The 12,839-nt window shown below is 40.3% G+C and carries 15 protein-coding genes and 2 pseudogenes; 14 read left to right on the top strand and 3 right to left on the bottom strand.

What is annotated here, in order from left to right; translation table 11 throughout:
- Window positions 1-20: 20 nt before the first annotated feature.
- The 5 genes from MKZ04_RS08755 to pstB (MKZ04_RS08735) all read left to right on the top strand — a co-directional run bounded on the left by MKZ04_RS08755 (window position 21) and on the right by pstB (MKZ04_RS08735) (window position 4,469).
- Window positions 21-938: a phosphate ABC transporter substrate-binding protein gene (locus tag MKZ04_RS08755; protein WP_023855212.1), complete on the top strand. Its 918-nt coding sequence runs from the start codon at window positions 21-23 to the stop codon at window positions 936-938.
- 75 nt (window positions 939-1,013) lie between these two features.
- Window positions 1,014-1,943, top strand: coding sequence for a phosphate ABC transporter permease subunit PstC (gene pstC, locus MKZ04_RS08750; protein WP_003183532.1), 930 nt, complete (start codon window positions 1,014-1,016; stop codon window positions 1,941-1,943).
- On the top strand, window positions 1,943-2,830 hold the full coding sequence (pstA, locus tag MKZ04_RS08745) for a phosphate ABC transporter permease PstA (RefSeq protein WP_023855211.1): 888 nt from the start codon (window positions 1,943-1,945) through the stop codon (window positions 2,828-2,830). Before pstC ends, pstA begins: the two co-directional genes overlap by 1 nt.
- Window positions 2,831-2,864: 34 nt before the next feature.
- Window positions 2,865-3,677 (top strand): phosphate ABC transporter ATP-binding protein PstB, encoded by an 813-nt coding sequence (gene pstB / locus MKZ04_RS08740; RefSeq protein WP_043054596.1) that lies wholly within the window; start codon window positions 2,865-2,867, stop codon window positions 3,675-3,677.
- A 12-nt stretch (window positions 3,678-3,689) separates the two neighbouring features.
- Window positions 3,690-4,469 carry a phosphate ABC transporter ATP-binding protein PstB gene (pstB, locus tag MKZ04_RS08735; protein ID WP_023855209.1) on the top strand — a complete coding sequence of 260 codons (780 nt, stop codon included), beginning with the start codon at window positions 3,690-3,692 and terminating at the stop codon, window positions 4,467-4,469.
- Between the two features lie 132 nt (window positions 4,470-4,601).
- On the opposite strand, the pseudogene MKZ04_RS08730 reads toward pstB (MKZ04_RS08735), so the two are convergent.
- Window positions 4,602-4,760 (bottom strand): annotated as a pseudogene (locus MKZ04_RS08730) (IS3 family transposase); the annotation flags it as partial.
- A gap of 279 nt (window positions 4,761-5,039) precedes the next feature.
- Between MKZ04_RS08730 and MKZ04_RS08725 the strand changes: the two are divergent.
- From MKZ04_RS08725 to MKZ04_RS08695, 7 genes and pseudogenes are all read left to right on the top strand, one after another.
- Complete coding sequence (locus tag MKZ04_RS08725) at window positions 5,040-5,693, top strand: YIP1 family protein (RefSeq protein WP_149169675.1); 654 nt, start codon at window positions 5,040-5,042, stop codon at window positions 5,691-5,693.
- 24 nt (window positions 5,694-5,717) lie between these two features.
- Window positions 5,718-6,062, top strand: coding sequence for an uberolysin/carnocyclin family circular bacteriocin (locus MKZ04_RS08720; RefSeq protein ID WP_020452200.1), 345 nt, complete (start codon window positions 5,718-5,720; stop codon window positions 6,060-6,062).
- A gap of 72 nt (window positions 6,063-6,134) precedes the next feature.
- On the top strand, window positions 6,135-7,829 hold the full coding sequence (locus MKZ04_RS08715; protein WP_020452199.1) for a hypothetical protein: 1,695 nt from the start codon (window positions 6,135-6,137) through the stop codon (window positions 7,827-7,829).
- Entirely contained in the window at window positions 7,826-8,533 is a 708-nt protein-coding gene (locus MKZ04_RS08710; protein WP_020452198.1) for an ABC transporter ATP-binding protein, read from the top strand. The genes MKZ04_RS08715 and MKZ04_RS08710 overlap by 4 nt, the downstream gene beginning before the upstream one ends.
- Window positions 8,530-9,084 (top strand): stage II sporulation protein M, encoded by a 555-nt coding sequence (locus MKZ04_RS08705; protein ID WP_020452197.1) that lies wholly within the window; start codon window positions 8,530-8,532, stop codon window positions 9,082-9,084. The genes MKZ04_RS08710 and MKZ04_RS08705 overlap by 4 nt, the downstream gene beginning before the upstream one ends.
- Window positions 9,074-9,370, top strand: a complete 297-nt coding sequence (locus MKZ04_RS08700) for a methyltransferase (protein ID WP_096748227.1) — start codon at window positions 9,074-9,076, stop codon at window positions 9,368-9,370. Before MKZ04_RS08705 ends, MKZ04_RS08700 begins: the two co-directional genes overlap by 11 nt.
- 537 nt (window positions 9,371-9,907) lie before the next feature.
- Window positions 9,908-10,136 (top strand): annotated as a pseudogene (locus tag MKZ04_RS08695) (IS3 family transposase); the annotation flags it as partial.
- A 56-nt stretch (window positions 10,137-10,192) separates the two neighbouring features.
- On the opposite strand, the gene MKZ04_RS08690 reads toward MKZ04_RS08695, so the two are convergent.
- Both MKZ04_RS08690 and MKZ04_RS08685 read right to left on the bottom strand, forming a co-directional pair.
- Window positions 10,193-10,672 (bottom strand): endolytic transglycosylase MltG, encoded by a 480-nt coding sequence (locus MKZ04_RS08690; RefSeq protein ID WP_020452195.1) that lies wholly within the window; start codon window positions 10,670-10,672, stop codon window positions 10,193-10,195.
- Window positions 10,669-11,019, bottom strand: coding sequence for a hypothetical protein (locus MKZ04_RS08685; protein ID WP_011198121.1), 351 nt, complete (start codon window positions 11,017-11,019; stop codon window positions 10,669-10,671). The genes MKZ04_RS08690 and MKZ04_RS08685 overlap by 4 nt, the downstream gene beginning before the upstream one ends.
- Before the next feature lie 184 nt (window positions 11,020-11,203).
- Between MKZ04_RS08685 and MKZ04_RS08680 the strand changes: the two genes are divergently transcribed.
- Together MKZ04_RS08680 and MKZ04_RS08675 are read left to right on the top strand one after the other, a co-directional pair.
- Window positions 11,204-11,692, top strand: coding sequence for a hypothetical protein (locus tag MKZ04_RS08680; RefSeq protein WP_020452194.1), 489 nt, complete (start codon window positions 11,204-11,206; stop codon window positions 11,690-11,692).
- Complete coding sequence (locus MKZ04_RS08675) at window positions 11,689-12,801, top strand: glycosyltransferase family 4 protein (RefSeq protein ID WP_035399773.1); 1,113 nt, start codon at window positions 11,689-11,691, stop codon at window positions 12,799-12,801. The genes MKZ04_RS08680 and MKZ04_RS08675 overlap by 4 nt, the downstream gene beginning before the upstream one ends.
- Window positions 12,802-12,839 lie beyond the last annotated feature (38 nt).

The raw sequence follows: 12,839 nt of genomic DNA, 5'->3' as shown, positions 1-12,839 counted from the left end.
TTACGCGGGAGGATTAAGAAGTGAAACCATTTAAAAAAATCACACTGATGTTCATCATGTCCGTTTTAGTTGTCTTCGCAGCAGCTTGCGGAAGCAGCAGTACAAACAACAATGCAGACGAAGGCAAACAAAGCGATAAAGCAGAGAATAAGGCTTCAGGTTCTTTGACGATTTCGGGTTCTTCGGCGATGCAGCCTCTTGTTTTAGCAGCGGCTGAAAAATTCATGGATGAAAATCCTGATGCCGATATTCAAGTTCAGGCTGGAGGATCTGGCACAGGTCTTTCCCAAGTGGCTGAAGGCACAGTCCAAATCGGCAACTCCGATGTCTTTGCCGAAGAAAAAGAAGGCATTCCTGCCAAAGAACTTACCGATCATCAAGTTGCGGTTGTCGGAATGGCAGCTGCGGTCAATCCTGAAGTAGGCATCGATGACATTTCGTTAGAGGATCTCAAAAAGGTATTCACAGGTAAAATCAAGAACTGGAAGGAACTAGGCGGGAAAGATCAAAAGATTACGCTTGTCAACCGTCCTGATTCTTCAGGAACCCGCGCGACTTTTGTTAAATATGCACTTGACGGAGAAACTCCGGCTGAAGGAATCACGGAAGATTCTTCAAACACAGTGAAAAAGTTAATCGCTGAAACGCCTGGAGCAATCGGATATCTTGCGTTTTCTTATATCAAGGATGACACTGTCACTCCGCTTTCAATCGACGGCGTTAAGCCGACAGCCGAAAATGTACAAAAAGGCAAATTCCCGATCTGGGCATACCAGCATTCTTATACGAAAGGCGAGCCTGAAGGCTTGGCGAAAGAATTCCTCGACTATTTGATGAACGATGACATTCAAAAATCCATCGTGACGGAGCAGGGCTACATTCCAGTAACAGACATGGAAGTCAAGCGCGATGCGAATGGAAAGCAAACTGATAAATAATTGACAATAGAAGGCGGGAAAGTGTGCTCCTGACACTTTCCCTCTTATGACTTGTTCTTATAGGAGTGTAAAAAAATGGTTCAAAAAATAGAGAAACTGTCCGCAAAAGAGCGGCTGATCAGCTCCAAGCATAATCGCAAAATGGATGAAATCCGCGGGAGGATTTTGGTTGCGTCGTGCGCGTTTATCATGATGGCGGCGGCGATTTCGATCACAATTTTTCTCGGAAATAAGGGGTTGCAATCTTTTCTGGCCAATGGTGTAAGTCCAATTGAGTTCTTAACCAGTCTAGATTGGAATCCAACGAACGAAAACCCTGAATACGGAGCCCTTCCGTTTATACTCGGATCTTTTGCAGTGACCCTTCTTGCATCTTTGATTGCTGCACCGCTTGGAATAGGAGGTGCGATTTTCATGACGGAAATCGCGCCATCATGGGGCAGAAAAGTACTGCAGCCGGTTGTCGAATTGCTTGTTGGTATTCCTTCCGTCGTTTATGGATTCATAGGCCTTACAGTGTTAGTGCCGTTCATTTCACAGTTTAAGTCAAGCGGATCGGGCCACAGCCTTCTGGCGGGAACGATCGTCCTGGCTGTCATGATTTTGCCGACGGTCACTTCTATTTCAACGGATGCGCTCATGTCGCTGCCGAAAAATCTGCGCGAAGGATCATACGCATTGGGCGCAACCCGCTGGCAGACGATCCGAAAAGTGCTGATACCGGCAGCGCTGCCTTCGCTTCTGACAGCCGTCGTCTTAGGAATGGCGAGGGCGTTCGGCGAAGCGCTGGCCGTGCAGATGGTCATCGGAAATTCCCGAAACCTGTTTGAGAGCCTTTTAGACCCTGCGGGGACATTAACAACGATTATAACGTTGAATATGGGCCATACAACATACGGAAGCGTGGAAAACAATACGCTCTGGTCAATGGGCCTTGTCCTTCTGATCATGTCGTTCTTGTTCATCCTGCTCATCCGCTATCTGTCATCCAGGAGGAAACTGTAATGAACAGCAAAGTAACAGATCGTTTAGCAACCGGTGTTTTTGGATTGATTGCTGCGGTAATCGCCGCCATTCTTGTCGGTTTGTTCACTTATATCATCATCAATGGTGTTTCACATATCAGCCTCAGCTTTTTAACTTCGCGTTCCAGTGCGCTTTCAAGCGGCGGCGGAATCCGCGATCAGCTGTTCAACTCGTTTTATATTCTCGCACTGACGATGCTGATCACAGTTCCCCTTGGAGTCGGCGGAGGAATTTATATGGCTGAATATGCGCCCGCCAACAAATTGACCGATTTTATCCGTGTCTGTATTGAAGTTTTGTCATCCCTTCCTTCGATCGTCATGGGGATGTTCGGCATGCTGATGTTTGTTAATTTGACCGGATGGGGGTACAGCATTATCGGCGGAGCGCTTGCTTTGACGATTTTCAACCTTCCCGTCATGGTCAGGGTGACAGAGGATGCGATCCGCTCTGTACCTAAGGAACAAAAAGAAGCTTCCCTTGCTTTAGGTGTGTCCAAGTGGCATACGATTAAAACGGTCTTGATCCCTGGTGCGGTGCCGTCCATCATCACAGGGGCGATTCTTGCGTCGGGCCGCGTATTTGGCGAAGCTGCCGCTTTGCTGTTTACAGCCGGACTAACCACGCCGAGACTGAATTTCGCCGATTGGAATCCGTTTTCTGAGACCTCGCCGCTCAATATTTTCAGACCGGCTGAAACGCTGGCCGTTCACATTTGGAATGTAAACACCCAGGGGATCATCCCTGATGCTGAAGCGATCGCAAACGGGGCATCCGCCGTTCTTGTACTGTCCGTCTTGATCTTTAATTTGGCAGCCCGATGGCTCGGCTCTTTTATTCATAAAAAGTTAACGGCAAACAAATAAGAAGGAAGGATGAAATCATATGGTTCAGGTTCAGATGCCGGTTTTGGAAACCGTGCGCGACACTATCGGAATCGCTCCGTTTCCTGAAGCGAAAGAACATATTTTAGAAGTGAAAAATTTAAATATTTACTATGGAGAAAAGCGGGCCGTCAACGACATTTCCATGCATGTTGACAAACATGCCGTTACGGCTTTGATCGGCCCGTCAGGCTGCGGAAAATCAACTTTTTTAAGAAGCATCAACCGGATGAACGATCTGATTCCATCAGCCAGAACATCCGGAGAAATACGATATGAAGGACTTAACATCCTTGATTCCAATATCAATGTCGTCAATCTGAGAAGGGAAATCGGAATGGTATTTCAGAAGCCGAATCCCTTTCCAAAATCGATTTACAGCAACATTACCCATGCTTTAAAGTATGCGGGTGAACGGCGTAAATCTGTGCTTGATGAGATCGTGGAAGAAAGCTTGAGGAAAGCCGCGCTGTGGGATGAAGTGAAAGACAGGCTGCATGAGTCGGCTTTTTCGCTATCAGGCGGGCAGCAGCAGCGCCTCTGCATCGCCCGGACGCTCGCGATGAAGCCTGAAGTCCTGCTTTTGGATGAGCCTGCTTCAGCGCTCGATCCGATTTCAAATGCGAAAATAGAGGAATTAATCGTCGGTTTAAAAGAGGAATACTCGATCATCATTGTCACGCATAACATGCAGCAAGCTTCAAGAATTTCCGATCAAACGGCATTTTTCCTTAACGGAGATTTGATCGAATACGATCGTACGGAAAAGATCTTTATGAATCCTTCAGAAAAAAAGACAGAGGATTACATCAACGGCAGGTTTGGATAAGGAGGGGCCGGTATGAGCGCTGTAACAGCCGTAAAGCCAAAAGATGTGTACCAGATCAATGATTTGAATTTATGGTACGGCGAACATCACGCATTAAAGAACATTAACTTGACAATACCCGAGTACGAAATTACCGCCATCATCGGTCCGTCAGGCTGCGGAAAGTCGACCTTCATTAAAACGCTGAATCTCATGATCAATATGGTTCCGAATGTCAAAATGACCGGAGAGATCAGCTACAACGGAACGAACGTACTCAACAGCAAAGTCGATCTTGTTGAGCTGCGGAAGAAAGTCGGTATGGTGTTTCAAAAAGGAAATCCGTTTCCCCAGTCGATTTTTGATAATGTCGCATACGGACCAAGGATCCATGGACTGAAAAACAAAAAGGAATTGAATGAGAGGGTGGAAAAAGCGCTTGTGGATGTGGCGCTGTGGGATGAAGTGAAAGACCGCCTTCATTCCCAGGCGCTCGGACTTTCCGGGGGGCAGCAGCAGCGCCTCTGCATCGCAAGGGCGCTGGCCACCAATCCGGACGTTCTCTTGATGGATGAACCGACATCAGCTCTTGATCCAGTTTCGACTTTGAAAATTGAAGAGCTGATGCTCAAGCTGAAAGAGAAATACACGATTGCAATCGTCACGCACAATATGCAGCAGGCATCGAGAATTTCCGATCAAACGGCATTTTTCCTCATGGGCGAGCTGATTGAGTGCAACGATACGGTCAAAATGTTTTCAAGTCCTGACGACTATCGGACAAAAGATTATATTACAGGCCGGTTCGGATGAGAAAGAGGCTGCCGCTTTAAAGCGGCAGCCTTTTTTGCACCGGAGCGGAGGCAATAAAAAAGCAGGCTGGTACGAAGGGGACCGGTCCCATAAGATGAGACAAATAAAAAACACCTTCAACTGTTCGAATCAGTGTTTATCCGCAGCCTTATACCACCTGCCCCATGCCTGAACCCGCGCCTTTTTCTTGATATTCGATTTCTGCATGATCTCTTTCTTAGGTACGCCTACCAATCTCATTTCTAAAGCCTTCCGTTTGACTTCAACCGGATAATTCACTCTTGTCCCCATAGAAAAAACACCTCCACGTCTTCTGTTGGAAAACAATATACTTATCGAAAGGATCCCGAGTATTCTTCTGAATGCAGGCAGAAAGTCGTTAGCTGAAACAACAAAATGAAGTTTTAAAAAAGGGGGTAGTCCCAGAGGCATTCTTTTCGATTTTCACGAAACAATTCAACCTTAAATTTACCTTAATAAATAAAATCCCATATTGACCAAACATTGTAAAAGGTGATATGTTTTTAATAGAATTAACAAAAAATACTTTTGTTTATATAAGGAGCATTTATGGATAATAAACAAAACTTTATTACTCTCGTACATCATTTCATATTTTCTCCAAAGGACTTTCTTTCTATCAAGTATTCTAGCGATAAGAATTATCGTCATTCTTGGTTTGTCTTCCTAGCTGTATTGTTTCTGTTCTTAGGCTTTTATTTAGCTATCTTCCCAACACTCTCTACCTTGATTAATAATTCATTTCAAGACAATGGAATTGATTATACAACTGATATGAATACACTCATTATGATCATTACATTAGTATTAGGTATTATTCAATTTACCTCGATGGTTCTTGTAAGCTTTTTTATTATACATATTATTGGGATATTAATTGGCGGGATCGCTACAGCCAAAGAATTTTTCCCTAGTTTTATTTATTCAATCATACCTATAGGCATCAAATTTACAATACTCATTATTTTTTCTTTCTTTTTAGGTAGTGATTTCGCCTTTTCAGTTATTTACCCAAATTCTCAACAGCCGCTAGATATTATCTTGAATATTATTATCGACCCTTTCTTTTGGTGGTCTACTATTCTAGGGTGTATTGCCTTAAAAGTAATACATCAAATTTCTTATAAAAAAACCATCATAATCATTAGCATTACAATGTCTTTAGGTATTCTTTCTCTTTTTTCAACAAGTTTATTTTTATAAACTGAAAGGAGGTGAGATTTCAAGATGAAAAATAGCAATCTTTTTAAAATTGCAAGTATTACAGGTGTAGTTTCTCTCTTTGCCATTGCTACTTTCCTTATGGGCTCTTCAGAAGGTATTGCAGGTTTAGCTTCTATTGACTTTAGTTCAGGTCATCAGTTCGCTTTAGACCTTGCAACAAACCTAGGAATTAGTAAAAAAACAGCCTATGTAGCAATCGGTGTTATTATGACAACAGGCGATGTATTAACAATTCTCAGCCTATTGGCTGTTGTTTTGGGCGGAACTGGTCTAATTACAGCTGCAATGGTAGCTACAGCGAAAAAGCTAGCTAAAAAATACGGCAAGAAATATGCTGCTGAATGGTAAGATGCTCAAAAGGAAGAGATTGAGGAGTATAATTATACTCCTCCTTATTTTCGTTCTAGGAGGAATATACACATGCTCAACAAAAGGGTTCTCATTGCAAACTTTAAACTAACCTATAGACGAACTTTAAATCGCTTGATTTATTTTTTCCCATCAAGCGAAAATTTACTTAAATCAAATAAAATTCTATTTGTCTTTGCGCCCTTTTTCTTGGTGTATATATTTATTCTATATAAAGCCTCACAGACTCTTTTAACTGGAGTTCCCGAGCATATTCTAACTCTAGGTACTAACTTTATCATTCTCTTTTTTGTTTTGAATATATTAAAATCATCGACTGATATCATACATCGATATGTATATCCTGAAGATTTTCTTCTTCTTCATACTTTAAAAACGGATCCCAAAAAAATTTTATTATCAAGGTTCTTTACAACAATTTTTCTAAACATCCTGTTTAAATTAACAGTAGTGTTATTCCCTATACTCTTTTTTATAAATTTTTCTACACATGACCGTATATATCTTTTGTTATCATTTCCATCACTGCTAATATTTATTGTTGGACTGACAAGTCTTTATTCATCGCTTACATACATCGTTTATTCTAAATTTCTACATAACATTTTAAATTCACGATTAAAAAGCTTGTTATCCCTTATAGGAATTGCCTGTATATCTGCCATTTCAACTACTTTTCTTGGTTGGATCGGACTTAATTATTTTTATCAAAATGATCTCCTCGAAGCTATTGGCAATTTCATATATCTATTCAAATTAGATACGATATTAACCACCAATTGGCTGCCTACAAATTGGTTTTTACTTTCAACAAGCGATATACATTTATTTTTTTTATGTTCTATAGGTTATATTGCTTTAGGTTGCCTTTTCGCCTTTATTACCTTTCATTTAATTTTGAAAGTATTGATTATAAAAGAAGCAGTACCTAATAATCTTTTGCCAAAATTAAAACCAATCAAGTTGCCTTTTTTAAGTTTCTTACAAAAGACCTTACCACGGCAAAATATTGCTATTCTAAAGAAAGACCTTACTGCATTATTAAGAGCTAATTTTACAATAAAAAAACGACTGGTACTTTCCATTAATATGATTGCAGTAGAACTAGGTGTATTGATAGGTCTTAGTTTAAATCAAAAGTGGTTTGATTTCTCAGACATTTTTGTTATCTACCCAATTTTATTTGCTGTGACTTATAATACATCTTTATTAGGAGAGGGATTACTTGGCGTAACTTCAGCAGATGCAGAGCGTGAGAACCTTTACGTTTATAAGAGCTCGGGTGCTTCTATTTTTAAATTGATCGCAGGAAAATCTTTATTGCACTTATCTGTGATTCTTATTTTAATGAATACGTTATTTTTATTCATCTTATTGTTATTCAACTTAGATATTATGACGCAGCTTATATTGTTCATCATGATTAACTCCATCAGTCTTATCATAGGGGCTGGACAAATTATTGGAACATTTCTCTATCCTCGTTTAGATTGGGAGAACTTTGAAGACATTGGTTCATCTGTTAAAGCATCATTTTTTGAACATACTATTCTCGGAGTGTTACTGGCATTTTACCTTCAGTTGTATGGTATCACAGGCGTTCTCGTTACTTTTAATATTATTAATAGGGGAGTATTCTTTTTAATCATTGTGACAGGTACCATTTTATTTGTTATAGGTATTGGAGTCTTTTATTATTTTTGGATTAAAAGAATAGGAACGAAAAATTGGGAGATGAAAACATGAACATTGAAAATGTGTCTTTCAAATATAAAGATAAACTGATCCTTGAATCTATTAATTTAAAGATAGAGAAAGGCAAAGTTTACGGCTTACTTGGACCAAATGGAGCTGGTAAATCAACTCTTTTAAAATGTATCCTTGGTATAGTGAAACCTTACGAAGGTAAAATCACTGTCAAAGGAGAAACCTTGGAATCTGAAAGATCCTCTTACCTTAAATATATAGGATACGTTCCAGACGCACCTTTTATCTATCATTATTTAACACCTAGAGAGTACCTTGAGTTTGTTGCTGATTTACAAGAAGTCCCTTATGAGATTAAAAATGATAGAATAGATCTTTTGTTAAGTCAATTTAAATTGAAAGATAATGAAAACGACATGATATCTACATTTTCTTTTGGTATGAAACATAAGTTATCTGTTGCAGGAGCCATAGTTCATGAACCAGAAATATTAATATTAGATGAACCATTAGGGGCATTTGATCCCCCCACTACAAAGATGATGAAAAGTTTTCTCAAACGTTATGCTGAACAGGGAAATACTGTCATCATGTCTACACACCTTGTAAACATAGCGCAACAACTATGCGATAAGGTTGGTATACTGATTAATGGTACTTTAGTTAAAGAATATAATCACCTGACAGACATAAAGGATTTTGAAGATTTGATTATAAGGGATATGGATACGATACTAAAATGAAGGAATTAATAAAAAGAAATAAGCGTATACTCTATATAGCAAGCTCCTTTTACATAGTGGGTTTAGTTCTTGGTGTGATTTTTAACAATATTCTACCTAGCCTTAGTCAAGATAATGTTCAAAATATCACAGTATCAGGTTACTTTACACATAATTTTGCAGCAAATTTATTTCTCATTTTTTCAATGTTTACATTTGGAATTTTGACATCTATCTTATTACTATTGAATGGCTTCTTAGTCGGTCTATCTTCTTTACATAGTATCACTGACCATGGAAACGATGTCTTATTTATATTAACTGCTTTGGTTCCTCACGGTATTTTTGAGATTCCGGCAATGATTTTGTCGGGAGCACTTGGTTTCAAATTGTTAGATTACGTGTATATGAAGATAAGGGGTATTTATTTTTCAAAAAAACAGTTTTTACAAGATTTTTTGTACTTTGTTATTATACTTTTTTTATTGACATTACTTGCTGCTGTTACAGAAGCATTAATAACGCCTTATTTACTTAACAAATTAACATTAGGAGGCTCTTATGTTTTTTAATAAAAAGCAGATAGATAAATTACTGGATGATCATACAGGAGAAGAACAAAAAGAAACGAAAAGTAAAGTTAATACTTCATTTATAATAGTATTTTATTTTTCAATACTACTATCAATCTGTACTGTCTTTTTTGATTATAGGTACTTTTTGATTGCTTTGTTTGGCCCGACCATTTTAGTAACTTTTATATCCCCACCTTTCCAAACCAAAAAAGGTATTTATAGAATTTTTTCGGCCATATATTTAATACTTTTAATTACAGTTACTTTCTTTTGGTTAAATTGATTGCTTAATTCTCAATCAAAAAACGTCCTTAATGGATGTTTTTTTATATCGTTTAAATTAATAATTTGAATTGCTTTTTGACAAGTTCAACTTCGTACTACGAATGGGTTCTCCATCTTTTTTTATTGTATAGGTATGTAAACGGTTTCTGTAGGGGGAGGGCTTATGTTAACGTTTACTGGTTTGGGGAAAGCAAGTCCGACCATGGTGCCTTTGGTAGGGGTGCTTATTTCTGGATTTGGCATCAATGATATTTAAAGAAGGGATTATCAAAGTACTGCCAGTGGCGACCATGTTTATCTTCGTCACTTTAATTTTTGCATTCTACAAGACACAGGATTCTTTGAACCTCTAATCAAAGCATTAAACAGCTGACAAAGGGGAATGTTGTCACTGTTTCCATGGGTACAGCTGCAAGTGGGATGATCTCACACTTAGATGGTGCAGGAGCCACAACCTTTTTATGAACTGTACCCGCACTGCTTCAGCTTGTAAAAATTACATATGGGTCCTTGCTTACTGTGCGATCAAGGTTAAGTGTATACATCTTATGAGTATCAGAAAGCTATTAATATAATGCCTCCATCGGATCCGTTTCATTCCTCACTAAAGTCTGAAACGTTTGATCTTAACAGCATTGATCGAACTACGACTGCCATCGTAGAACACACTGTTAAAGAAATACATTCATTATTTTAACAATATTCGTATTAAAACAAAACTAAACAACCAATCACCGGTAAACTATCGGGAATTGGTTGTTTAAAGGTGTTTTTAAATCCTGTCTCAAAACGGGGGTCAGTCCCGTTCCAGCTTGCTTTTTTATTTGGACAGTGTTTTGACGATGTTTTTCAAGCTGTCACCGCGCTTCAGTTCGTACTTACCTGCGCGGATTTTAGATTCGTTTCCGGTCTTTTTCACATAATCTTTGAAGTCATCGGCAGATGAAATGACTTTTCCTTTTGCAAGGAGGTCTGCTATCTCAGCCGTGCTCATGCCGCTTTTGATTTCAAGCTTATACTTGGAATCTTTTTTTTCTGCTTCTTTCTCTTTTTTGTTTTGAGACGAAGCATCCTGCTTCAGAGCGGTCTCTTTATAATGGAGCAGCTGCTGGTATTCTTCGCGTTTCAGCGAAACCTGCTGGTTGTCCTTTAAATAGGTTTTGACATCGGTTTCGCTGATGTTTTGAGCGTCTTTAGAAGCTTCAGCTTTTCCGTTACCCGTCAAATAAAATGCGCCTGCAAGAACAGCGGTAGCCAAAATCATTCCTCCGGCAAATGCTTGTACACTTTGTCTGGTCATACAAGCACCCTCTCATTGTCTTTAATGATCGCTTTCACATCTTCGACAGATACGTGCTCAGCTTTAGCGATGGCGTCTACAGACATGCCGTTTTGGTATTTTGAAAGAATCTGCTTCGCAATATGCTGGCTGATGCCGGCATTTGGTCTGCGGACGACCACATTTGAATCGAGGAGCTCTTCCTCAAGCACGGTCATCTTCTTTTTCAATTTATAGATTTCCTGCATGGCGGACAGCTGAAGGGTTTCCAACTCCTGTTCAACTTCCTTGATCGGTTCTCTTTGAAAATATGAGAATGCAATCAGCGCAATGCTGACAACGAGTAGCGCAATGATAGCAATTTCCACGTTCATCACCTTCAATTCTAATTTTCTCCTTCTTTTTTATACCATAAAAACGCTTGCTTCAAAAGGAGTTAATGCAAAAAATAAAAATTTTGTCGAAGAATTTTATTTTCGTTGCGCCTGCGGGGCCATTTCCAATAGGATAAATACATAACAGGGCTTAACGGGAGGGCGCACGGTGAAAAGGATGATCATCTCGAAAAAACCTTTTCAACATAGTATTCGAAGCGAATCTTTGTTTTGTAACGATATTTTAAAAATATCTTCGCCGGATCATGAAACCGTTCGGCTGAGCTGGGAAATCTCAGATGCTGTGCTTTCAGCGGCTGAAGCGGTTCTGTTTGAAAGTATAAAAGACGTCGAAAAGCAAATTCTTCTCTTTTGCGTAAAAAACGGAGAGCGCAGCGTACGGACGATCCATACCGATGCATTTAAAGGAGAAGCCTCGGTTTTTCCCGCTGCAGGCAATGCGTTCTACAAAGCGGAATACCGGATATACAATTCGCTCAACATGTCGCTGGCCGTTCTCACCTCCGGCTGCTTCTACCTTGGGGAAAACGGAATCCATTCAAACAGCAGCTGTTTTCTGTATCACGACAATCAGCAGGATTGGACGACTCAATTTTCCGCGTACACGAGTTATTCTTTAATAGAAGGAAAGGAGCGTTTCCGTTGATCAATGTATTGCTGCTGTCGTTGGAAAATCCTCTTTTATTGAAAAGCGGAGCGGGGCGCTATGTGAAAAGTCACCTTGAACTATTGCGGAACGAAGTCAGCTTTACCGTCTGCACGACGGCTGCCGGGCAAAACAGCAATGGATGGAAAACGCTTGAGATTCCGCTTGATTTAAAAGCGTTCGCTTCTTTTGAAGAGGCGGTGGCCGCCATGAATTTTCAGATGATCAAAACCGTGCTGGCGTATAAAGGACAATTTAATTTTATCCATGCAAATGATGATATCACCGCGCCTGCCGCCGTTTATCTCAGCGAGGTGCTGGCTCTTCCGCTGATTTCCACGGTACACGGCCTTGAAAGCGGCCGGAAAACGGCAGCAGGCGAGAATGTCCACCCATACAGAGCAAGCCTCGAACGGCTTCTGGCTGAAAAAAGCGATCAAATTCTCGTGCTGAGCAGCATGATGAAGACAGACATGCAAAAGGCGTTTTCGCTTCCTTTCGAGCAAGTCCGCGTCATTCCCCATCCGTGCATAAAAAGCCGCACGGTGAAAAAACGAATGAAAAGCGTACCGTACTTTTTTTCCTGCGGAAGGTTTGTTCCGGAAAAAGGGTTTATCGAATGGCTGCACGCCTTTCAGCAGCTTCGCAAACGGCAGCCTGATCTTGAACTTGTCATTGCCGGGGAAGGACCGCTTCAAAGCGGGATCGAGACCAAGGCAAGAGAATTGGGCATTAAGGAAAGTGTGACAATTCTTCCTTTCCTTTGTGAAGAAGAAAGAGAGAGCTGGCTGGCATTTTGTGAAATGGCTGTTTTTCCAAGTTGTTATGAGCCGTTCGGCATTGCTGCTCAAGAAAGCATGGCAGCCGGCGCTGCCGTCGCCGTCGGAAACAACGGGGGATGGAACGATTTCGTCATCGATCGGGTGACCGGTTTTCAGGTTGATTTTAATCATCCTGATAAAGCTGCATATGCGCTTGCAGAAATTGTCCGCGATAAGGAGCAGCTGCACAAGGTCGGACAAACGGCAGAGGCTTATATATTAGATTTGCATGATCCTGGATATATCAAAAATGTGTTTTTGCAACATGTGTATCACACGTCTTTTTAACAAACCGTGACAAACTAAAAAAAACGCCTGGCATTCCG

The organism is Bacillus sp. FSL W7-1354 (genome assembly GCF_038002405.1).
Taxonomy (GTDB): domain Bacteria; phylum Bacillota; class Bacilli; order Bacillales; family Bacillaceae; genus Bacillus; species Bacillus paralicheniformis.
This window is presented reverse-complemented; position numbering and strand designations above follow the sequence as displayed.

Coding starts and splice junctions, on each gene's coding strand:
- pstC (WP_003183532.1), top strand. CDS start 1,014: ATGGTTCAAAAAATAGAGAAACTGTCCGCAAAAGAGCGGCTGATCAGC.
- pstA (WP_023855211.1), top strand. CDS start 1,943: ATGAACAGCAAAGTAACAGATCGTTTAGCAACCGGTGTTTTTGGATTG.
- pstB (WP_043054596.1), top strand. CDS start 2,865: ATGCCGGTTTTGGAAACCGTGCGCGACACTATCGGAATCGCTCCGTTT.
- pstB (WP_023855209.1), top strand. CDS start 3,690: ATGAGCGCTGTAACAGCCGTAAAGCCAAAAGATGTGTACCAGATCAAT.
- MKZ04_RS08725 (WP_149169675.1), top strand. CDS start 5,040: ATGGATAATAAACAAAACTTTATTACTCTCGTACATCATTTCATATTT.
- MKZ04_RS08720 (WP_020452200.1), top strand. CDS start 5,718: ATGAAAAATAGCAATCTTTTTAAAATTGCAAGTATTACAGGTGTAGTT.
- MKZ04_RS08715 (WP_020452199.1), top strand. CDS start 6,135: ATGCTCAACAAAAGGGTTCTCATTGCAAACTTTAAACTAACCTATAGA.
- MKZ04_RS08710 (WP_020452198.1), top strand. CDS start 7,826: ATGAACATTGAAAATGTGTCTTTCAAATATAAAGATAAACTGATCCTT.
- MKZ04_RS08705 (WP_020452197.1), top strand. CDS start 8,530: ATGAAGGAATTAATAAAAAGAAATAAGCGTATACTCTATATAGCAAGC.
- MKZ04_RS08700 (WP_096748227.1), top strand. CDS start 9,074: ATGTTTTTTAATAAAAAGCAGATAGATAAATTACTGGATGATCATACA.
- MKZ04_RS08690 (WP_020452195.1), bottom strand. CDS start 10,672: ATGACCAGACAAAGTGTACAAGCATTTGCCGGAGGAATGATTTTGGCT.
- MKZ04_RS08680 (WP_020452194.1), top strand. CDS start 11,204: ATGATCATCTCGAAAAAACCTTTTCAACATAGTATTCGAAGCGAATCT.